This is a genomic window from Caulobacter sp. CCG-8 (assembly GCF_037402475.1).
Classification (GTDB): domain Bacteria; phylum Pseudomonadota; class Alphaproteobacteria; order Caulobacterales; family Caulobacteraceae; genus Caulobacter.
The window spans coordinates 83,073-104,220 of the sequence record NZ_JBBEUD010000004.1; the positions used below are offsets into that span (position 1 = coordinate 83,073).

Consider the following 21,148-nt stretch of genomic DNA (forward strand, 5'->3'; position numbering starts at 1 on the left):
AACTGAAGACGGCATTGCTAGCAGGGATCAAAGGTCCTGCGAAGCCGGGGACATGCCCTTGCGGCGTGTCCCCATCGACATCCACCGAGCCAGGACTTGAGGACACGCCGCAAGGACATGTCCCCAATCGGAGACGTTACTGGACGAACCTCGTCACCGACCAGCCGTAGGTGCGGATCCGCCAGGCGCCGTCCTCCAGGACCTGCGTGAACGACCAGCCGCCGTCCTCGTCGAACGGCTTGCCGTCGCGCACGCCGGTCCAGCGGGTGGGCAGGGAGAAATAGACCGTGTCGCCGGTGCGGCCGAAGTCCTGGGGCGGGCCGAACGTGTGGCGCAGGTCGCCGATCGCGCCCACGTGGTGGGTCATCAGCTCGCGCCAATGGGCCAGGCCCGCCTGGCCGGTGAAGACATGCGGCGGGAAGTTCTCGAGGATGACCACATCGCCGGCCGAGAACACGCCTTCCAGCATGCTCGTGTCGGCCGTTTCCAGGAACCGCGCCAGCGCCTTCGGGCCGGCCATCATGGCGGCGTCCGGCGCGGCGGGCTCGGTCGCCATCAGGCGGCCGCCTCGTCCTCGTCTTCGTCCAGAACGCCGGCCATGGCCGCCATCGACAGCTTGCGCATGGCCGAGGCGCGGACCTTCTCGCTCTCGCTCTTCAGCTGGCCGCAGGCGGCCAGGATGTCGCGACCGCGCGGCGTGCGGATCGGCGAGGAGTAGCCGGCGCGGTTGAGGATCGCGGCGAAGGTCTCGATCGCCGCCCAGTCCGAGCACTGATAGTCGGTGCCGGGCCAGGGGTTGAACGGGATCAGGTTGACCTTGGCCGGGATGCCCTTGATCAGCTTGACCAGGGCCCGGGCCTCGTCGGGGCTGTCGTTGACGCCCTTCAGCATCACGTATTCGAACGTCACCCGGCGGGCGTTGCTCAGGCCCGGATAGGCGCGGATGCCGGCCATCAGTTGCTCGAGCGGGTACTTCTTGTTCAGCGGCACCAACACGTCGCGCAGGGCGTCGTTGGTGGCGTGCAGGCTGATGGCCAGCATGGCCTGGGTCTTCTCGCCCAGAGCCTCCAGCTGCGGGACCACGCCGGAGGTCGAGACGGTGATCCGGCGACGCGAGATGGCGATCCCCTCGTTGTCGCTGATGATCTCGATGGCGTCGGCCACCTGGCCCATGTTGTAGAGCGGCTCGCCCATGCCCATGAACACGATGTTGCTCAGCAGGCGGTCGTCCTTGTCGGATGGCCATTCGCCGAGGTCGTCCTTGGCGATCTGCACCTGGGCGACGATCTCGGCGGCGGTCAGGTTGCGGACCAGGGCCTGGGTGCCGGTGTGGCAGAAGCTGCAGTTCAGGGTGCAGCCGACCTGGCTGGAGACGCACAGGGCGCCGACGCGGCCGACGGACGGGATGTAGACGGTCTCGACCTCGATGCCCGGAGCCATGCGGATCAGCCACTTGCGGGTGCCGTCCTTGCTGACCTGGCGCTCGACCACCTCGGGCCGGGCGATCGTGAACTGGTCGGCGAGGCGGGCGCGGGTCTCCTTGGCGACGTCGCTCATCTGGGCGAAGTCGGTGATCCCGCGGTGATGCACCCAGCGGAAGATCTGAGTGGCGCGCATCTTGGCCTTGCCGTGCTCGACCACGCCGCTCTCGGCCAGGGCGGCAACCATCTGCGGCCGGGTCAGGCCCGACAGGTTGATCAGGGGCTTGGGCGCATCAGCCCCTTCTTTCGAAGAGGAGGGAGCCATGCGCGACAGGTCGAGGGTGACGCTCAAGGGGCGGTCCAGGGGCAAGACATTTCGGGATCGAGGCGAGGATATAGCAGCTCTCGCGGCTTTTTCCAAAAGGACGGGGCGTCGCGGCCCATCCCGCTTGACGCCTGGGCCTTGGCCTCCTTCCATGCGCCCTTCGATCCCGAGACGGATCGCCGAAGTCTGGGGAGGCTCCGATGAAGACCCGCCTGCTGGCCGCCTGCGCGGCCCTCGCCCTGTGCGCCGGCGCCATGGCCGCGCCCGCCGCCCACGCCCAAACCCAAGCTCGGGCGTCCGCCGCCGCGCCGACGCCGACGCCCGAAGAGGCCAAGGCCTTCGTCGACAGCGCCGAGAAGGACCTGATGGCCATGGGCGAATACGCCGCCCGCATGGCCTGGGTGCAGGCGACCTACATCACCGACGACACCAACTGGCTCAACGCCAAGGTCGATGCCGAGGCCAACGCCATGGCCGTGCGCTACGCCAAGCAGGCCGCGCGCTTCGACAAGACCCCGGTCGACGCGGTCACCCGCCGCAAGCTGAAACTGCTGAAGGCCGGCCTGGTCCTGCCCGCCTCCGACCGGCCCGGCGCGGCCCAGGAGCTGGCCGACGTCCAGGCCCGGCTGCGGGCGCTCTATTCCACCGGCAAGGTGACCATCGACGGCGAGACCCTGACCCTGGACGACCTGGACGACCGGCTGCGCACCGAGCGCGACCCGGCCAAGGCCAAGGCCATGTGGGAAGCCTGGCACGCGGTGGCCAAGCCGATGGCCGCCGACTACCCCAAGCTGGTCAAACTGGCCAACGAAGGCTCGGTGGAGCTGGGCTACAAGGACACCGGGGCCCTGTGGCGCTCGTGGTACGACATGGAGCCCGACGCCTTCGCCGCCAAGACCGACGCCCTGTGGGCCCAGGTCGCGCCGTTCTACAAGAACCTGCACTGCTACGTGCGCGGACGGCTGAACGCCAAGTACGGCGACGCCGTCCACCAAGACCGGCCCGATCCGCGCCGACCTGACCGGCAACATGTGGGCCCAGAGCTGGGGCAACATCTACGACATCGCCGCCCCGCAGGGGATTCCCGGCCCCGGCTACGACCTGACCCAGTCCCTGGTCGCCAAGGGCTATGACGCCACGAAGATGATGAAGACCGGCGAGGGCTTCTACACCTCGATGGGCATGGCCCCGCTGCCCCAGACCTTCTGGGAGCGCTCGATGATCACCCGGCCGCGGGACCGGGAGGTGGTCTGCCACGCCTCGGCCTGGGACGTCGACAACGACCAGGACATCCGGGTGAAGATGTGCACCCGGGTCAACGCCGACGACTTCTACACCGTGCACCACGAGCTGGGGCACAACTTCTACCAGCGCGCCTACGCCGGCCAGCCGTTCCTCTTCCGGGGCGGGGCCAACGACGGCTTCCATGAGGCGATCGGCGACTTCGTGGGCCTGTCGGCCCTGACCCCGACCTATCTGAAGCAGATCGGGGTGATCGACGCCGTCCCCGGGGCGGACGCCGACGTGCCCTATCTGCTGAAGATGGCGATGGACAAGATCGCCTTCCTGCCGTTCGGCCTGCTGGTCGACAAGTGGCGCTGGCAGGTGTTCTCCGGCCAGGTCGATCCGGCCCACTACAACGAGGCCTGGTGGAAGCTGCGGACCCAGTACCAGGGCGTCGTTCCGCCCGGACCGCGCCCGGCCGACGCCTTCGATCCTGGAGCCAAGTTCCACGTCGCCGACTCCACCCCCTACACCCGCTACTTCCTGGCCCAGGTCTATCAGTTCCAGTTCTACCGGGCCGCCTGTCGCCAGGCCGGCTGGAAGGGTCCGCTGAACCGCTGCTCGGTCTATGGCGACAAGGCCGTGGGCAAGAAGTTCGAGGCCATGCTGGCCATGGGCCAGTCCAAGCCCTGGCCCGAGGCCCTGGAGGCCTTCACCGGCGAGAAGGACTTGGACGCCAGCGCCATCGCCGACTATTTCGCGCCGCTGAACGCCTGGCTGATCCAGCAGAACAAGGGTCAGTCCTGCGGCTGGTAGGCGCCTGAGACGGGCCCAAACGGCGCGGCGATTCACCATCGTCGTTTGCGGCCCGTTCACCGTCCTCGGCGACAATGCCCGATCTCTGGGGAGTCGGGCCTTGCTCATGACCATGTGGAAACGGCTTGCGACGCGTCTCGCGATGCGCCCCCTGGCGCGCCTTGGCCACGACGAGCGCGGGGCGATCGCCGTGCAGTTCGCGCTGCTGCTGATCCCCATCGCCATCCTGACCTTCGGCCTGATCGACCTGAGCCGGACCAGCGTCCAGAAGCGCCAGCTGCAGGACGCCCTCGACGCCGCGACCCTGATGGCCGCCCGCTCGACCGCGACCACCGACGCGGCCCTGGACACCGTGGGCGACGCCGCCCTGGCCACCGAGATGGCCGGCCTGGGCGTGGCCCTGGGCCCCAGCAACTCGACCTTCGCCCTGGGCCCGAACAACACCGTGGTCGGCACGGTCCAGAACGTCACGATCAAGCCGATCATCGCCAACCTCTGGAGCACCGGCGACAAGACCATCACGGCCGGCTCGACCGTGATGCGCTCGGTCAACAAGCTGGAAGTGGCGCTGGTGCTGGACAACACCGGCTCGATGGGCAGCACCCTGAACTCGGGGACCAAGAAGATCGACGCCCTGATCACGGCGTCCAAGTCGCTGGTCGACGTCCTGGCCGCCGCCGCGGCCCGGGCCAGCGAGACCGACGCGGTCAAGATCAGCGTCGTGCCGTTCTCGATGACCGTGAACGTCGGCTCGACCTATCAGAGCCAGACCGCCTGGCTGTCGGGCAAGATGCCGGCCACCGGCTACGGCACGGACGTGTTCGCCACCAACCAGAACCGCTTCACCCTGCTGTCGAACCTGGGCCTGACCTGGGCCGGCTGTGTCGAGAGCCGGCCCGCGCCCTACGACGTCACCGACGACGCGCCCAGCAGCTCGACCCCCGCCTCGATGTTCGTGCCGTTCTTCGCGCCCGACGAGCCGGACGACAACACCGTGGGCGTCAACCAGTCCAGCACGACGCGCTATCGCGACGCCCGCACCCAGAACACCTCGTATCCGATCGAGAACAACTGGCTGCCCGACGGGGTCTCGCCCAGCGGCACCTCGGCCACCGCCTGGACCAGCCGCTCGACGCCGATCGCCAAGTACGGGACCAGCAACAAGAACAACGTCCTCAGCGTGGCCAAGAGCGGGACCGACTACGGCCCCAACGCCGGCTGCGGCCTGACCAGCGTGATGCGCCTGACCAATGTGCGCACCACCACCCAGCGGGACCTGGTCAAGGCCAAGCTCGGCCAGATGATCGCCGACGGCAACACCAACGTCGCCATGGGCCTGGCCTGGGGCTGGCACACCCTGTCGAAGAACGCGCCGTTCGCCGACGGCGTCGATCCGACCACCAGCGCCGGCAAGAAGACCACCAAGGTGATCGTGCTGCTGACCGACGGCGACAACACCAACGACGTCGTGAACAACCCCAACAAGTCGATCTATACGGGCTACGGCTATATCGGCCAGGGCCGCCTGAAGAACGCCAGCGGCGTGGCCCTGACCACCAGCTCGACGGCGACCGACCGCCGCGACGCCATCGACAGCCGCGAGAAGCTGCTGTGCCAGAACGCCAAGGACAAGGGCGTGGTGATCTACGCCATCGGGGTGGGCGTCTCCGACCACTCCAAGGGCATCCTGCAGCAGTGCGCCACCAAGCTGGACATGTACTACGACGTGACCAGCGCCGATCAGCTGACCTCGGTGTTCAACACCATCGCCGGCTCGATCCAGAACCTGCGGATCACGAAATAGAAAAGGCCCGGAGCGCTGCTCCGGGCCTTTTTTCTCTCGATCCGCCTACCCACAACATCCGTCATCCCGGGCCTTGTGCCCGGGATCCCTCTGTCCGACGCGAGTGCGGAGGGGTGGCGCGCCAGCGCGCCATTTCACTTCACTTGCAAGCTGAACCAGGGGTCCCGGGCACAAGACCCGGGATGACGGTGCAGGGGGACGGACTCGGAGCGACCGAACGATCTCGGACCCGAGTCCCGCAGCCTAGGCCAGCTTGATCTCGCGCAGGCGCTGCTGGAGGAAGGCGTCGGCGGTGATCGGCTCGGGATATCGGTCCGGGTTCTCTTCCGTGACGCAGCTGGGCAGGGTCTTGATCAGGTAGTCCGACGCGAAGTGCAGGAAGAACGGCGTCGAATAGCGCGGCACGTTGCGGCGCTCGGGCGGCGGGTTCTGCACGCGGTGGATGGTCGAGGGCAGGACGTGGTTGGTCAGGCGCTCCAGCATGTCGCCGATGTTGATGACGATGCAGCCCGGCGGCGGGTTGATCGGCAGCCACTGGCCGTCGCGGTCCAGGAGTTCCAGCCCGCCCTCTTCCGCGCCCATCAGGAGGGTGATGGTGTTGATGTCGCCGTGGGCGCCGGCCCGTACGCCGGTGGCGTCCTTGGGGATCGGCGGATAGTGCAGCAGGCGCAGCACGCTGTTGCCGTCCTTGACCGTCGGGTCGAAGAAGTCGCGGCCCAGGTCCAGATAGGTGGCGATGGCCTTGAGCACCCGCACGCCCAGGCTGTCGAGCGCGCCGTACAGCCAGCCGACATTGTGGTGGAAGCTGGGAATCTCGGCCGGCCAGACGTTGTCGGCCATGTTGGCGCGGAACGGGTGGCCGGGCGGCAGGTCGCGGCCGACGTGCCAGAATTCCTTCAGGTCGTGATGGGTGGCGCCCTTGGCGGTCTCGATGCCGAACGGGATGTAGCCGCGCGAGCCGCCGGTGGCGCCGGCGTACTGCTTCTTGGTCTCCTCCGGCAGGGCGAAGAAGCCCTTGGCGTCGGCGATGGCCGCGTCGATGCGGGCCTGGTCCAGGTCGTGGTCGGAGATCACCGCGAAGCCGTAGCGCTGGAACGACGCGCCCAGCTCCTGGGCGAACCTGTCGAAATCCTTCGAGTACAGGGTGAACGAGACGGGTTCGATGGCGGATGCGGACACGGGCGTGGGCCTCGATATTTAGTAAGAGCGGACTTACTACACCGGCAGCGCCCCGGCGCGAAGTCCCGTTCATGCTGGCGTCATGCGCGCTGTTGGAACTTGACCATTGGCGATGCGTTCAGCCTCGCAATCGTTCAAGACGCCAAGGATCACGGGCGATACCCCAGGATCAAGGCCGCAAGAGGGAAAAGATCGAGATGATGAAGAAGACCGCGCCCTGGATCGCGCTGGCGGGCGCCGCCGCCCTGACCGCCGCCTGCACCACCACCGATCCCTATACCGGCATGCCCGTGCGCAACAACACGGGCACAGGGGCCCTGACGGGCGCCGGCGTCGGCGCGGTCCTGGGCTACCTGACCAACACCAACAAGGGCGAGCAGGGCCGCAAGAACGCCCTGATCGGCGCGGGCATCGGCGCCCTGGCCGGCGGCGCGGTCGGCAACTACATGGACCGTCAGCAGGCCGACTTCCGCCGCAGCCTGGAAGGCTCGGGCGTGATGATCCGCCGCAACGGCGACCAGATCGTGCTGATCATGCCCAGCGACGTGACCTTCGCCGTCGACAAGTCCGAGGTCCAGCCGCAGTTCACCCGCGTGCTCGACGACGTGGCCCGCACGCTGAACGCCTATCCGCAGACGACGATCGACGTGGTCGGCCACGCCGATTCCAGCGGTCCGGACGACTACAACCAGACCCTGTCGGAACGCCGCGCCAGCGCGGTCGCCGCCTATCTGACGAGCGCCGGCCGGGTCCTGCCCGACCGCGTCTTCGTGGCCGGCCAGGGCGAACGCCAACCGATCGCCAGCAACGACACCGCCGAAGGCCGCGCCCAGAACCGCCGGGTGGAGATCATCCTGCGGCCGCTGACGAAGTAGGGCTGCGACAACGGCCGGGGACATGCCCTTGCGGCGTGTCCCCAACCGCCTGGCGCCGTGCGAGCTCTGGGGACACGCCCAAGGGCATGTCCCCGGCCCCGGCTCAAAACACTCCGGCCGCCCCGCTCAGCGCGTTCGTCCGCCGGTGCGCCAGGGCCTCGGCCACGTGCACGCGCTTGACGCCGGTCGCGCCTTCCAGGTCGGCGATGGTGCGGGCCAGGCGCAGGACGCGGGTCCAGCCGCGGGCGCTGATCTGGCCGGCCTCGGCGGCGCGGGCCAGCAGGCCGCGCCCGGCCTCGTCGAGATCGGCGATCTTCTCCAGGAAGCGCCCCTCGGCCCGGCCATTCAGGGCGTCGGCGCCCACCGGCGCGCTTCCCAAGTCATGGGCCATCGCCTCGGCCCGCTCCTGCTGCAGCCGCCGGGCGCGGGCCACGCGGGCGGCGGCCTCGGCCGTGCCTTCCGTGGGCGGCGGCAGGGCCAGGTCGGCGGCGGTGACGGCCGGCATGTCGATCGCCAGGTCGATGCGGTCCATCAGCGGCCCGCTGACCCGGCCCTGATAGTCGCGCAGGCAGCGCGGAGCCTTGCCGCACGCCCCGCGCCCGGCCCCGCCGTGGCCGCAGCGGCAGGGGTTCATCGCCGCCACCAACTGCACCCGGGCCGGATAGCGGACGTGGGCGTTGGCCCGGGCCACCATCACCTCGCCGGTCTCCAGCGGTCCGCGCAGGCTGTCCAGGGCCTGGACCCCGAACTCGGGCAGTTCGTCCAGGAACAGGACGCCGTTGTGGGCCAGCGACACCTCGCCCGGCTTGGCCTTCAGCCCGCCGCCGGTGTGAATTTTCAGAGATAATGAGATGAAATCTCAGTTTGTTCCCCCTCCGCAGCCCGAAACGCCCACAGATAATTTTCAAAGAAAGCGAGACGGAATGCTATTTTATCGAAGAAAGTGCGACGAGATTGGAGACGGGCAATGACTCGGATCATCCCGCCAAGCCATCGGTCGATCACGGGCTCGCTGCCGACGCGGTTTCCCGCTCGGCAGCTTCACTACGAGTCGAAGCTGGAGCGCGACTTCCTGATCATGCTGGAAATCGACACAGGCATTGAGGCGCTGGCGACACAGCCGGTCACGCTTGATCTGGTCGTGAACGGGCGCCGTCGGCGCTACACGCCCGACATCCTGGCGACCTGGTGGGAAGATGCGCGCCAGCCATTCGGCAAGCGGCAGGTCGTGTTCGAGGTCAAGCCGTACCAGATCCTCAAGCGGGACTACGCGGACCTGGCCCCAAAGTACCGGGCCGCCAGGCAACACTTTGCCGCCGAGGGCATCGGCTTCAGGGTCGTGACCGATCGGACCATCAACTGCGCCCGGCAGGCAAACGCCGCTCTACTTGGCCCGGCGATGCGGCGGCCACTGTCGCAGGACATCATCTCCACCGTTCGCGCCATCCTCACCTATCCGGGCGTCGCCAGCCGCTCCTTCGGTGAGGTCAGAAAGCTGCTGATCGCAGACGGCCTTCTGCGGGACACCGCCCAGCAGGCGCTCTTCCACATGTTGGGCATGGGCTACCTGGTGGCCGATCTGGACGTCCCGGTCAGCGATATGACGGCCATGCAGTGGTGGGCGAAGCTGGCTGAAGAGGAGGCGGCGATTGAAACCGGCTAATTTCCGCGTCAGCGAAGAGATCTCCGTCGGCGGGCGCGCCGGCAGGTTCGTAAAGATCCTCGACTTCGACCGCTTCATGGTCCGGTTCGAGAGCGGCGAGACGCGGGTCGTCACGGCCCAAGAAATCGACCGCGAACCCGTCTTCAGCGCGCCTAAGCGCCACTATGACGATTGCAGCCCTGCCGAAATTGAAACGGCCTATCGATGGCACGATACGCTCAAGCCGCTTCTGGAAAAGAGCGTGGGGCGTGGCGAGCGGGAGGCCTTTGTCGCCGCGGCCGCCGACAAGTTGGCGACCAGCCCGGCAACGATCTATCGCCGCCTGGAACACTGGAACGGAGATCCGGTGAGCCTGCTGCCTGGCAAACGGTCCGGCGGGCAAGGACAGAGCCGGCTGGGCGATGAGCGCAAAGCCTTGTTGGCGCACATCATCGACAAGGAATACCTCAATCGCCGCCAGCGGAATGTCGTGGAAGTCTACAACGACTTCGTGCTGCCCGCCTTCGCGGACGCCCAGCTGGCCGCGCCGGGCATGGTCACGCTCTATAGGCACATTGCCGAGGTAGACCCCATCCACGCGATCGAGCGACGCCAGGGGAAGCGCGCGGCGCGGGATGCGAAGGCATCCTTGATGGGCAAGTTCCCCTTCGGCACGGCTCCACTCTCCTGTGTGCAGATCGACTACTGGCCCTACGACGCCGAGATCGTCGACGACATCTATCGGCTTCCAATTGGCCGACCGTGGCTGGCGCTATCCATCTGCACCCACACCTTCATGCCCACCGGCTTTGTCCTGACGCTCGACCCACCCTCCGCCAGCGTCGCCGGCGCGGCAATCTTCCACGCCATCACCCGCAAGGAAGCCTGGCTCAACGAGGTGGGCCTGGACATGACTTGGCCCGTCTGGGGCCTGCCCCAGATCATCATGGCCGACAATGCCAAGGAATTTCGCGGCACGATGCTTCGCCGTTTTCTGGCGCAGGAGGATCGCGAACTCCTCAACAGACCGGTCAAGCGCCCGCAGTTCGGCGCCCATATCGAACGCTTCTTCGGCACCTTGGCCAAGAAGGTCAAATCAATGCCGGGGGCCACCGGGTCGAACGTTCAGGAACGCAAAACTCGCGACAGCGCCAAGACCGCCAGCCTCACCCTGCAGGAGATGGAACTCTACCTGCTCAGCGTGCTGAACGAATACATGAACACACCGCACTCCTCGCTCGGCGGCCTGACGCCCCTGCAGAAGTGGCGCTCCTGCTTCTTTGAAAATGGCGTCCAGGTTCGCGAACTCCCTGAGGAGCCCAGCAATCTTGAGCAGCTTCGCATCGAGCTGCTGCCCTTCAAGATGCTGACCCTCCAAGCCTATGGTGTGGTGTGGGACCTGATCAAATACGACTCCGACGAGCTGGTGGCGATGCGGCACCGCCACGCCCGTGAAAAGGGGAGCACCTTCACAGTACGCAGGGACCCCCGCGACATCAGCCGGACCTATATCTGGGACCCCGACAACAAGCGCTATCTGACCGTGCCCTATCGGCATGCCGAAGGCCCGCCCATGAGTATTTGGGAGTTGCGCGCGGTCCGTGCAGACCTCAAGGCCAAGGGCATCAAGGCCTATACGGAGCTGACGATTTTCGACGCCTACAATGAGCGGCGCAAACGCCTCGCCCTCTTGGAGGAAGCCCAAAAGCTTACCCGCAAAGCCCAGCGGGACAACCAGCGCCGTCTCAGCCAAAATACCGCCATCGCCAGGGAGAAGGCCGTCATCGCCGCTGCGGCCCCAACGTCGCTGGCCGCGACGACGCCCATCGCTCGCGACAGGCCCGCGCCACACGAGCCTACCAGCCGAGCCTTTTCGCTGACGCCGGCCGCGCCGATCGTCGAACCCGACGACGACTATGATGATCTGGACATCTGATGGACCCGGTTGAAACCACGGCCGCCCCCGTCATCGAGGGGCTCGACCACCTTCACCCCAAGGCCCGTGCGCTCGTTGACCTGCCTGTCGAGGAACGGATCATCGCCCGCTGGCCGGGCTTGTGGATCGGCCACAAGGCGGCCGACAACATCTTTGCGACCCTGGACCGCTACCTGATCACCCCGCCCTCGATCCGGCCGCGCAACCTGCTCATTTACGGGGAGTCCGGCTTGGGCAAGTCGACCATCCTCAAACGCTGGGAAGCCCGCGTTCGCGCCGAGAACGCCAAGCGGGTGGAGAGCGAAGAGTTCGATGGGGCGGGTGACTGGATGGTGCTGCCGGCGATCCGGGTCCAGACCCCGCCGGCAGGGGACGAGACCAAGCTCTACAACAATATCCTGCTGGAATTTGGGATGAAGGTCTCGCCCTCCATGGGCGCGGCCCAAAAGGAACTGATGGTCCGCCAGCTGATCGCCCGATGCGGCGTGAAAGTGCTGTTGATGGACGAATTCCACAACGCATTGTCAGGCCGCTTCGATAAGCGACTGCACTTCAACGTCCTGATCAAGAACCTCACCAACGAGACCGGCGTGCCGATTGTCGCGGCGGGAACCGCCAGCGTCGACCAGGTCTTTCAGAAGGAAGATCAGCTCGACCGGCGCTTTAATCGGATCCATCTCGAGCCCATGAAACTGGACAACGAGTGGCGCAAGATCTTGCGGGCTTATGGCAAGCTGATCCCCTTGCGGCACCCCAGCGACCTGACCGACCCGTCGCTTTGCGAGCGCCTCTACGCCCTTTCCAAGGGGGGCATCATCGGCGAGCTCTCCAACCTCCTCTATGACGCGGCCCTGGCTGCGGTCGACAGCGGCGAGGAGCGCATCACCGAAGCGCTTGTTCGGTCCGTCAGATGATCGAGGCGGTCGAGGCGGTCTTCCAGGCCTGGAAGCAAAGCCCCGACCCGGCCAGATCGCGGCCCTGGCCCTATTACCCCGCGCCGCGCCCAGACGAGCTGCTTTCGTCCTGGTTCCTGCGCATCGCCCATGGCTTGGGGCTCAAGCCCTACACCTTGGCCCATATGACATGGCGCTCGACTCCGCCGCTCCTGACGCGCGACATCGACAACTTCGCCGACCCCCGCATCGTCGGCGTGATGGCCGCCAAAACCCTCACACCCGTCACGCGCGCCTGGGCCACGACGCTGGCGGCCTATGACGGATATCTTGTCGACCACTACGTTCCGGGCGGCAGGAACGACTGGGTGCTCCAGGTTGGCGTCCGCCACCGGATCAGGAACCTGGCCGGGCTGCAGTACTGCCCTGGCTGCCTGGGAGAGACGGGCTATTTCAAGCGAGCCTGGCGCCTTGGCTTCGTGACGTGCTGTCCTGCACACGCCCGCCGGCTTCTTGATCGGTGCGATGGCTGTGGCGGGACCCTGGAGCCTCACCGCGCGCCAGTCCTGCATGTCTGCCCACGATGCGGATGGGACCTTCGCCAAGCCATCGCCCCGATGGCCAGCCGGCGGGCCCTGGAATTGCAGACCCGGACCCTTTCGATCCTGGAGCGAGGCTGGGGGCACCTGGGCGCCAGCATCTTTAGCTGGAGCCACCTTTATTTCGACAGCCTGCGGATCATCGCCAAGAGCTTGGCCTTTGGTCCCCGCTCGGAGGTTTTTCGCAAGGCCGTGGTCCGGCGCTACGGTGGCGATCCCTCGCCCTATCCCTACACCAAGGGACGGTCGCTGGAGCATCTTGGTGTGGCCGACCGCCACCGGCTCTTGGACCTGGTGGCGGCCGTGCTCAAGCAATGGCCCAACCGCCTTGTCCAGACCTGCAAGGAAGCGCGGGTATGGCGAAGCTGGCTGCTGCACGACGAGTTGAACCCACCTTACGCGATCGAACGCGTCGTCGCCGACCATCTGGGCCATGGCTTTTACAAGCCCAGCGATGCGGAGATCGCCGCGGCCCTGACCTACCTTCGCAACACCGGCACGACCGTGACCAAGGAGACCCTGCGCCGATGGGTGGGCGACTGCCAGGCGGTGACGGCGATCTTCAAGGCCGACGCGCGGATGCGGTTTGAGCAATTGGCCGAAGATCTTGGCCTGCGCCGGCTGGGCGACTAGCTAGGGGTGGCCTCCGCAGGATTGCCTTCCAGCCGGCCGATAGCCCGCTTGATCGCCCGGGCGTAAGACCCGTGATCGTGAAGCCAGGCATTGGCCCTGCGTACCGTCATCCTCGGCAGCGCCAAGCCCGGCCGCGTCCACACGCCTCGGGATAAGGCGTTCACACGCAGCAGATCGCCAATCATATCGGCCGACATCAGGTCCCCTCCAGGATAGAAGAGGACACAGAGCGCCGAGTAGCCGTCCTGGCCGATGACCGATGGCGTCCCGCCGCCTGGCTCATCGCTTTCGATCTCCAGGTGCTCGGCCTCAAAGAAGTAGATCCAGCCCCGCTCGCCCCGCAGGCGCGCGACCAGGGCGCGGCGCTGGCGCCCCTCCCTGGTGGTCGCCCAATGCAGGACGCCAGCGCCGCTGTCCGCCGGATATCGCCAAAGCCCGTCGATACGATCGCTACCGGGCCCCTCCCTGGGCGCGATAATCTCCAGATCACGTCGCAGGTCCACCGACAGCTTCTCGAGCGCGGCGATCGTGGAGGCCACGCGAGCCGGGGGTGGGCGAGAGACGTCCATCTTGGCCTGCACCTTGTCCTTTATGTTCAGCTTGATGGCCAGGCGACCACGTCGCTCCGACTTGGGCCCATGCCCGGCCGTCGTGGCCGCATGGATTGGGCCATCGACCGGCACGATCTTGGTTTTCCCCGCGCCCAACTCTTCGGGCTCAACGGGGATGTGCTCGATGGTCCAGCCTCCGGACGCCCTCTGATCGAGCGAGGCCTTCTGCATGACGCCCAGCGCCGACCAGCTCGCCTGGCCGGTGATCACCTGGACGTCCTGGCTGATGTCGCCCTGGGCGCGCAGGCGCAGCCGCTGGGAGCCTGCATCGAACGGAACCTCCTCCTCGTCAGACTCGACCCGGCCAGGATGCAGAACACGGACGTGATCCAGACCAAGATCGTATTCGATGTGCAAAATCCGCGTGACCAGGTGGCGCTTCTTGAGCTGGCCATCGGCCGCCTGGACACCCACCCAACGCGTTTCGACCGTCCAGGTGCTTGGCCTGGAAAACGGGAAGGGCATACGCACATGGGTGGGGCTACGTCCGAAACCGTGGCGCCGCAAACTCTCGCAGACCTGATTGAAGCTATAGCGCAGGCCATGATCGGCGCAGATCCGCGCGGCGGCCAGCACGTCCAGCTCGTCCAGGCCTCGATAGGCCCAAATCCTCAGAGACCTGCCGGCCTCGCCATAGCGCCTCGATCGCTCGGGATCGATGATCCGCCCGCGCAGGTCCGGCCAGATGTCCATACCGCCTTCAATCATCAGCCGCAGCCACTGGCTGGTCACCCCGAAGGTCGCCCTGGCCACCTCGATCGCCGGGACCCACAGCATCCCGCCGTCGCCGGTCACGACCCGAAAGAGCGGCGCGGCCGCCTCTTCGGTCAGCGGGTAGGCTGGCGTCCATGGCGCCGTAGGCGAAAGCTGATAGGCGGCCGTCCGCCCCAGTAGCAGGTCCGACCACTTTTTAGACGCGGCAACGACTTCGACGCGGCTGGCCTTGCTGGGGGGCTCCTCCTGATAGGCTCCATCGCGCCAGCGGCTGCCCACCGGCGTCAACGGCAGTTGGCCCACCCCGATCCAGATCAAGCAGGTCCGCGCCGCCGCCGGCGGCTGCCAGGACACCTTGTCCCAGCCGACTTCGGCCAGACTTACCTCGCAGGCGGCTTCATCGACTTCGGTCGGCGCCCTGATCTTGCCGTGGCCGACGACCTGCCACGTCAGTCCATCCCTAGGGAAGGCGCTCAACGAAAGGTGCGCCGGAGCCTTTGTACGCATGGCTTACTCATCACCGTGGTCGCCAGACAGCGCCCCTCACTATTGGGTCGCCGCGAGGAATGAATCGGTAGTCGGCAAAGTTGTGCAAATCCTAAACTTCACCATGGCTGACCGGCTTTTCACGCATCCGATTAAGGCCGATAGAAACTTCACCAACAAGATCAGCGCTTCGTCCGAAGTTGGCGTTCTCAATTGCTATCTATTATTCGACAACGACAGTTGCCGCTAAATTACAGAGAAAATGCAGTAAAATCAGCAAAATGCCTTGGATTTCGACACCTACTCTGGTACAAAACTGGAGTAAAGATCAGAGCTTGGAAGATTATTCCTAGCAAACCCGGCAAAAATCGGTCGGAGAGAAGAAAATGCCTACTGCGATAAAGCCGCTCAGGCCTCGCGATATTCAAGCGAATGCGTCGGCGACAGACATTCCTCTGCCGCCCGCAACGCTGGCTCAATGGCTATCCGGAAGGGAGCCCTCGCACCTTTCGACCAACAGCGGCACGCCGCTGGTGGCTTTCCAGGCTTGGCGGAACTTCAAGGAGGCATTCGCCCCGGAACTAATCGGCCAGGCGTTCGAGGAGACTTCGCTCGCCCTGGGACGAAAGATCGAGCGCAGCATCGACCCATTCGGTGGGTCGGGCACCACGGCGTTGGCCAGCCAATTCCTCGGCGTCCAGCCCACCACCATCGAAGTCAATCCGTACCTGGCCGATCTCATCGAGGCCAAGCTTGCCAGCTATGAGGTCGAGGCGCTGGTTGAAGACTATGCCCGGGTCCTGGAAACCTTCACGGACGTCGCAGCCGATTGCTTCCCAGGCGCCCCCAACACCTTCGTCGAGCCGGGGCGTTCGGATCGCTACATCTTCAACGCCGGCGTCGCCGGCCGCCTGGCGGGACTGCGCAATGCGATCCTGGCCCTGGAAAATCCCACTCACGCCCGCCTTTTCCGGGTGCTGCTAAGCTCAATCGCCGTGGACGTCAGCAACGTCGTGGTCAGCGGCAAGGGGCGCCGGTACAGGCGCGGCTGGGAGGCGCGCCAGTCCACGGCCGCCCAGGTTCTGGGCCTATTCGACGACGCCTTTGTCCGCGCCATCTACGATATCCGCCGCTACCGCAACCGCGCCTGCCTGGATTACACCCTGCTGCGCGGGGACTCCCGCTTGCTGACCCCCAGCCAGGGGGAGTTCGACGTGGCGATCTTCTCGCCGCCCTATCCCAACAGCTTCGACTATACCGACGTCTACAATGTGGAACTCTGGGTCGGCGGCTATCTGAACAGCAAGACCAGCAACGAGATCCTGCGCAAGCAGACGCTTCGCAGCCACGTCCAGATCCACCGATCCTTTGAAACCGAACAACTCGTCTCCAAAACGCTCGACCGGGTGTCGACCGAGCTTGAGCATGTTCGGGCCTCGCTCTGGAATCGATCGATCCCCGACATGGTCAAAGCCTATTTCGGCGACATGCAGACGATCATGGCCAATCTCGCCGGCGCACTCACCCCGGGGGGACGCGCGTACATGGTCGTCGGCGACAGCCGCTATCACGGCGTCCAGATTCCGGTAGCCGATATTCTCATCGAACTGGCCGAGCACCTTGGTTTTGAAAAGGTGGCCGACGAGCCTTTCCGCTCGATGCGTGCCTCACCTCAGCAAGGCGGACGCGAGGAACTGATAGAGAGCTTGATCACGCTTCGGCGGGCCTAGCCGCAGCCAGCCGCTCCTCGCGCTTAGCCAAGCGGCTGGCCTCAGCACTTCGGTAGAGATACCAGCGCCACAGGTGCACGTCGTTGTCGTTGGCTTCCTGCGCGACCTTTTCAAAGGTCTTGGGGCCCAGGTCGGTGGCGCGCATGTCAAAGCAGCACAACGCCGCCTGATTAACGTGTTCGGCGTCCTTGTACGAAATCGCCTGGGTCAGCCCTTTCTCGATAGCTTCGTCGATCTTGGCGGCCGACTGGCTCGTGCCCGTCGTGGTCCGATCCGTCAGGGCCTTCAGCTCCAACACCCAGACGTTTTTGATGATCTTGGCGCCCGTGGCGTCAAACAGCTTGGCGAAGATCTTCAGATCCAATCGCCCATCTTCGTTGACGACTTCCGCCCTAACCTCGAAGCGGCTGTAGCGGGCATGCAGGAAGCTCATCAGCACGCCCTGGATCTTCTCTTCCGGCCTGTCGGCCGGCCAACCTTGAGCTGCCTTTCCCTCTGCCCATATCCTGACGCTGTTGCCCTGGACCACCAACGACGGCGTGCGCAGTCGCTTGGTGTAGAACTCATCCAGGCCCGCCTTCAGATCCTCCGGCGTGATGTCGGTTTCGGTCAGATAGACGTCCTCGACGTCGCCTGGATCGTCGACACCGGAACCATAAAGCGCAGCTTTCGGCACCGCCCCTCGCCAGTCGATAATTAGGGCCGGCAACCCGCCCAGGCCGGCCTGTTGCACGGCCGCCATCTGGTCGGCGGCGCTGTCATCGACATGGATCGCGTAGGCTAGGCCAAGCACGGTGTTGGAGACGAAGATCTTCTGGCTGATGGCGTCCTGGCCGTTGCGCAGATAGGGAACGCGTTCGCAGTTCTTGCCCTCGACATCGCTTTCCAAGGCGTCGCTACGAAGAATGATGGACACGCCCTTGTCCTCGCCGGCGGCGACGCGCAGCGCCACTAGCTCGGAGATCTGGCGGACAAACCGTTCTGTCGGCGAGGTCCCCGCGCGCTCAGGAATCTGCACCTCCTGGGCCAAACCTCTGATCTCGTCCTGCGTGAAATTCCCAAGCGCCTCAGGCATTCGCCCTCCGCTTGAGAAGGCGCAGATACATCGCCAGCTTTTCGGCTCGGCTGTAGATTACGCCGGCCGGCGCATAGCGCTGGAAGGCGTTGACCACGTTGTGACTCGGATTGCGTCCTTGATCGACAAACTCGGCGAAATCGACAACCCGCTGGTCGGCCACGGCCGGATTGGTCCACGACGCGTCGGCCAAGGCGGTGTCATCCCACAACTCCGGCGCGATTTCCGCAAAGGCGAAGGCCAATTCGTTGAGGAAGGAGCGAACCACCCCCTCGTCGGGAAAGCCATTGATCACAGACAACACCGGCCGAGCGCGCTCAGCCGCCAGGCGATAGCTGGCCGCGATGCGATTAGGGCTTTGCGGATCGTCCGTGAGGGAATCGACAACGACCAGGCCCTGGAAGATGCAGCGATCCAGCTGGGCCTCAAAGAGGGTGGAATGGGGACCATCCTTGCTCTTCAGCACCGACCCCTCGATCGGCTCGATCTCCCACATCGGGCTCAGCACGTTGGCCAGATAAGCGATCGCGTGCAGATCACGGTTGGCGATCGGCGTGGCGCCGGCCTCTTCGAGCGCGGCCAGAATTTGCAACACACGCGATTGAACGTCGATGTCGCACCCGGCTTCAGACGCAGACATCACCGCTCATCTCCCAGGATGTGCGTGACCTTCTCCATATAGAGCGGACTGAGGTCGCGTAACGCGGCGGTCGGAACTGCCTGATCCAGAAGGTTAATCACCCGAGAGGAGCGTTGATCGCCCGGATACGCCTGCAGAGTGCGAGGGATAAAGCCGCCCTCAACGATGTTGCAGGCCAGAATCGCATTGGAATTGGGCGTGGAGGCAAAGGTCGCGAAAAGGTCCCCAGCGCGCTCGGCGAACACTGCGTCCACCGATCCCTCCGGCCCATCGACCACCAGGCTGCCCCCAGACTCGCCCAGGACATTGAGCAGCACCATCCGGAAGATCAGATCCAGATATTCCCTTTGCGAGAGGGAGACCTGCTCGGCCTTGCGCCGCACGTAGTCGCCATGCGTGGCACCCGAGGTCATCTCCACCTCGAACGCAGGAAGCGGAAATTGCTTGCCCGACTGGCCGATCCGCACATCACGTGGCGCGTACACGAGCCTGACGTGTTCGGCGAAGAACGGCTTGGCGATAGCGTCAAACCTCGCCTGCAGTTGATCGCTGATCGCCTCAGCTTTCCGTTTGAGATCAGCCAGCAAGGCCTCGATTTCGCCCTCAGCGGTCGTCCGCTCTGCTTGGAACTCCTTCATCTGTTCCATGAAGGAGGTGATCCGCGATTGCTCCTTGGTCAGCTTCTCGGCGTCACCCGCCGGCAAGAGCTTGCTCAGCTTGTGAATTTCCAGTCGATGGGTCTCGATCTTCTGGCGCACATCGAGCAATTGCTTGTCAGACTTGGAAGCCCGTTCGGCCCGGTCGTCATAGGTCTTCTGGTTCTCCGCCAGAACGGCCCGAACCGTCTCAAGCTTTGCGTAGGTGCCCCTGGCCCGTTCGCGCCATCCCTCTGGCAGCGGCGCCCCGTCCGAGGAGGCATGCTGGCTGCCGCAGACCGGACAAAGACCCTTGTCCACCCGTTCTTGAACGATCGCGGCGGCCTCGTCGGCCTGCTGGCCGCACGCCAGGCAGATACGATCGGTGGCCAGTTTCAGAAAAAGGTACTGCTCGGTCGGCCGGATCCCCTGGAAGGCCGAACGCAGCGTGTCGAACTTGAACCGCTCGTAGTCCTGGGCCGCCGCAGCCACCTCGCTGTCAGCGCGCTTTAGCTGGAGGCGCGCATTGTCGCGCTCTTCCTCTAGGCCTTCGAGCTGAGTTTGGAGAGCTTCTTCGGCGTCTTTCAGCTCGGTAATGGCACCGTGCAGCAAAGCAAGCCGCGCTCGCGTTTGCCCTTCACTCTTTTGGCGCGTCGCTTCCTTGTTTCGGTCCTGGGTGATTTTATAGATCACGGCGCTAACGTTGCGCGCACTACTGTCGGCTGAAACGATGCGCCCTTCCAGAGTCCGAAGCCGTGCCGATTGCTCGGGCATCAGCAGCGCCCGGAAGATCTCGAACTGTGCGGCCTGATCCCAGATCAACGGACGCCTGGCCTCAAGGAAGAATGCAATGTGGTCGACGATCCGCAGCGCGTCTTCGAATGTCTCCAGATGCATCAGACGCGCCAACGCCGACCGGTAGACCTCCTCGTTGTCAATCCGTTCGACCGCTCCGCCAGGCCCGTGAATCTCGGCCGACACGAGCGTGAGGTTGGAAAGCCGCCTGACGACAGTCAGCGTCTCTCCACCAAACGCCACTTCAAGCTTACCCATGGCGCTACGCGCATCGTCGCCGACACGAACGGCGAAGAAGCGGTCACCAAGATTTTGAATATCGCTGCGATCACCGCCAAAGCCGGCTGGCCGCACCCTCACCGCGCCCACCAACAGATTGCGCATCAGGAACAATAGGGTGCTCTTGCCCAAACCGTTGACGCCCAGGATGAGCCACGGTCCCGGACCCAACTGAATATCCATCACGCCGTCGGCGTGGGGGCCCGGATAGAGCTGATATCCTTCGACCTTCAGACGACGAAGAAGCGGAAAGCTGATCAACGGCCCGCCCTCAAAGCCGGCGCGGCGCAGTAACTTTCAGACATTGTCTTTCCCCGTCTCGCGCTAGACCCGTCAGCGCGATGCGACCACCGATTGTTATAGCCACGCTTAAGCGCGATCAACCATGGAGTGATCACCCCCAATGGCCTCACCTTGCCACGCAGGTAGACCACCAACAACCGACGCGCCGGAGCCTCTTGGGCGCTTGCGGCGGAGCGTCTTCAGCGTCGCGGCCGCGCTCCAATCAATAATCCGTGCAAGCCCCGTGGCCGCTGTGATCCATTGACGGGGAACACGAAGAGGCATCGCTAAGCGCAATCACCGTCGCAGCAGCGGCCATCGCGCTTTGATCGCCCGAGTCTGTCGATCGGAGAGAGGAGGTCGAACCGGTGCCTCGGCGGTCCATCCACCAACATCCTCCGACCACGACGATCGTGAACGCTAACAACGAGAGGCTGGCGTTGAGCATCGTGCCGCACTCCTTTGGTTCATCAATCTTGCCCCGATCATGAGCTCCGAACAATGGGCTCTGTGGGGGGAGCATCCTGACCACTGATCCGACGACCTTCAGGGCC

General features: G+C 65.2%; 14 protein-coding genes and 2 pseudogenes. 8 read left to right on the plus strand and 8 right to left on the minus strand.

The genetic code is table 11. From position 1 onward, the window contains the following. Positions 1-136 precede the first annotated feature (136 nt). Positions 137-556, minus strand: coding sequence for a hypothetical protein (locus WAE60_RS04710; protein ID WP_337685232.1), 420 nt, complete (start codon positions 554-556; stop codon positions 137-139). Next, positions 556-1,773 (minus strand): 23S rRNA (adenine(2503)-C(2))-methyltransferase RlmN, encoded by a 1,218-nt coding sequence (gene rlmN / locus WAE60_RS04715; RefSeq protein WP_337685233.1) that lies wholly within the window; start codon positions 1,771-1,773, stop codon positions 556-558. The genes WAE60_RS04710 and rlmN overlap by 1 nt, the downstream gene beginning before the upstream one ends. A gap of 344 nt (positions 1,774-2,117) precedes the next feature. Here rlmN and WAE60_RS04720 point away from each other — a divergent pair. Further along, a pseudogene (locus WAE60_RS04720) lies at positions 2,118-3,786 on the plus strand (M2 family metallopeptidase). Between the two features lie 142 nt (positions 3,787-3,928). Then, complete coding sequence (locus tag WAE60_RS04725) at positions 3,929-5,590, plus strand: TadE/TadG family type IV pilus assembly protein (RefSeq protein ID WP_337685234.1); 1,662 nt, start codon at positions 3,929-3,931, stop codon at positions 5,588-5,590. Between the two features lie 243 nt (positions 5,591-5,833). On the opposite strand, the gene WAE60_RS04730 is transcribed toward WAE60_RS04725, so the two are convergent. Then, the gene (locus tag WAE60_RS04730) at positions 5,834-6,769 is read right to left on the minus strand and encodes a 2-oxoglutarate and iron-dependent oxygenase domain-containing protein (protein ID WP_337685235.1); all 936 of its coding nucleotides are present in this window, start codon (positions 6,767-6,769) and stop codon (positions 5,834-5,836) included. A 197-nt stretch (positions 6,770-6,966) separates the two neighbouring features. Between WAE60_RS04730 and WAE60_RS04735 the strand changes: the two genes are divergently transcribed. Next, entirely contained in the window at positions 6,967-7,644 is a 678-nt protein-coding gene (locus tag WAE60_RS04735) for an OmpA family protein (RefSeq protein WP_337685236.1), read from the plus strand. 103 nt (positions 7,645-7,747) lie between these two features. Here the strand turns inward: WAE60_RS04735 and WAE60_RS04740 are convergent. Next, positions 7,748-8,473: pseudogene (locus WAE60_RS04740) on the minus strand (ATP-binding protein); the annotation flags it as partial. Positions 8,474-8,611: 138 nt separating this feature from the next. On the opposite strand from WAE60_RS04740, the gene WAE60_RS04745 reads away from it, so the two are divergent. From WAE60_RS04745 to WAE60_RS04760, 4 genes are read left to right on the plus strand one after another with little or no spacing between them, the layout of a single operon-like run. Beyond that, a complete protein-coding gene (locus WAE60_RS04745) occupies positions 8,612-9,307 on the plus strand; it encodes a TnsA endonuclease N-terminal domain-containing protein (RefSeq protein ID WP_337685237.1) in 696 nt (231 codons plus the stop codon). After that, positions 9,294-11,222, plus strand: a complete 1,929-nt coding sequence (locus tag WAE60_RS04750) for a Mu transposase C-terminal domain-containing protein (RefSeq protein ID WP_337685238.1) — start codon at positions 9,294-9,296, stop codon at positions 11,220-11,222. Before WAE60_RS04745 ends, WAE60_RS04750 begins: the two co-directional genes overlap by 14 nt. Next, entirely contained in the window at positions 11,222-12,136 is a 915-nt protein-coding gene (locus WAE60_RS04755; RefSeq protein WP_337685239.1) for a TniB family NTP-binding protein, read from the plus strand. The genes WAE60_RS04750 and WAE60_RS04755 overlap by 1 nt, the downstream gene beginning before the upstream one ends. Further along, positions 12,133-13,347, plus strand: coding sequence for a TniQ family protein (locus WAE60_RS04760; protein ID WP_337685240.1), 1,215 nt, complete (start codon positions 12,133-12,135; stop codon positions 13,345-13,347). The genes WAE60_RS04755 and WAE60_RS04760 overlap by 4 nt, the downstream gene beginning before the upstream one ends. Here the strand turns inward: WAE60_RS04760 and WAE60_RS04765 are convergent. Continuing rightward, positions 13,344-15,179 carry a hypothetical protein gene (locus tag WAE60_RS04765; RefSeq protein ID WP_337685241.1) on the minus strand — a complete coding sequence of 612 codons (1,836 nt, stop codon included), beginning with the start codon at positions 15,177-15,179 and terminating at the stop codon, positions 13,344-13,346. The two genes, WAE60_RS04760 and WAE60_RS04765, sit on opposite strands and share 4 nt — an antisense overlap. Before the next feature lie 365 nt (positions 15,180-15,544). On the opposite strand from WAE60_RS04765, the gene WAE60_RS04770 reads away from it, so the two are divergent. Then, positions 15,545-16,888 (plus strand): hypothetical protein, encoded by a 1,344-nt coding sequence (locus WAE60_RS04770; protein WP_337685242.1) that lies wholly within the window; start codon positions 15,545-15,547, stop codon positions 16,886-16,888. On the opposite strand, the gene WAE60_RS04775 is transcribed toward WAE60_RS04770, so the two are convergent. From WAE60_RS04775 to WAE60_RS04785, 3 genes are read right to left on the minus strand one after another with little or no spacing between them, the layout of a single operon-like run. Next, positions 16,869-17,963, minus strand: a complete 1,095-nt coding sequence (locus WAE60_RS04775) for a hypothetical protein (protein ID WP_337685243.1) — start codon at positions 17,961-17,963, stop codon at positions 16,869-16,871. The two genes, WAE60_RS04770 and WAE60_RS04775, sit on opposite strands and share 20 nt — an antisense overlap. Further along, on the minus strand, positions 17,956-18,603 hold the full coding sequence (locus WAE60_RS04780) for a hypothetical protein (RefSeq protein ID WP_337685244.1): 648 nt from the start codon (positions 18,601-18,603) through the stop codon (positions 17,956-17,958). Before WAE60_RS04780 ends, WAE60_RS04775 begins: the two co-directional genes overlap by 8 nt. Then, complete coding sequence (locus WAE60_RS04785; protein WP_337685245.1) at positions 18,603-20,573, minus strand: hypothetical protein; 1,971 nt, start codon at positions 20,571-20,573, stop codon at positions 18,603-18,605. Before WAE60_RS04785 ends, WAE60_RS04780 begins: the two co-directional genes overlap by 1 nt. Between the last annotated feature and the right edge of the window lie 575 nt (positions 20,574-21,148).

Coding starts and splice junctions, on each gene's coding strand:
- WAE60_RS04765 (WP_337685241.1), bottom strand. CDS start 15,179: ATGCGTACAAAGGCTCCGGCGCACCTTTCGTTGAGCGCCTTCCCTAGG.
- WAE60_RS04725 (WP_337685234.1), top strand. CDS start 3,929: ATGCGCCCCCTGGCGCGCCTTGGCCACGACGAGCGCGGGGCGATCGCC.
- WAE60_RS04770 (WP_337685242.1), top strand. CDS start 15,545: ATGCCTACTGCGATAAAGCCGCTCAGGCCTCGCGATATTCAAGCGAAT.
- WAE60_RS04760 (WP_337685240.1), top strand. CDS start 12,133: ATGATCGAGGCGGTCGAGGCGGTCTTCCAGGCCTGGAAGCAAAGCCCC.
- WAE60_RS04745 (WP_337685237.1), top strand. CDS start 8,612: ATGACTCGGATCATCCCGCCAAGCCATCGGTCGATCACGGGCTCGCTG.
- WAE60_RS04780 (WP_337685244.1), bottom strand. CDS start 18,603: ATGTCTGCGTCTGAAGCCGGGTGCGACATCGACGTTCAATCGCGTGTG.
- WAE60_RS04710 (WP_337685232.1), bottom strand. CDS start 556: ATGGCGACCGAGCCCGCCGCGCCGGACGCCGCCATGATGGCCGGCCCG.
- WAE60_RS04775 (WP_337685243.1), bottom strand. CDS start 17,963: ATGCCTGAGGCGCTTGGGAATTTCACGCAGGACGAGATCAGAGGTTTG.
- WAE60_RS04755 (WP_337685239.1), top strand. CDS start 11,222: ATGGACCCGGTTGAAACCACGGCCGCCCCCGTCATCGAGGGGCTCGAC.
- WAE60_RS04735 (WP_337685236.1), top strand. CDS start 6,967: ATGATGAAGAAGACCGCGCCCTGGATCGCGCTGGCGGGCGCCGCCGCC.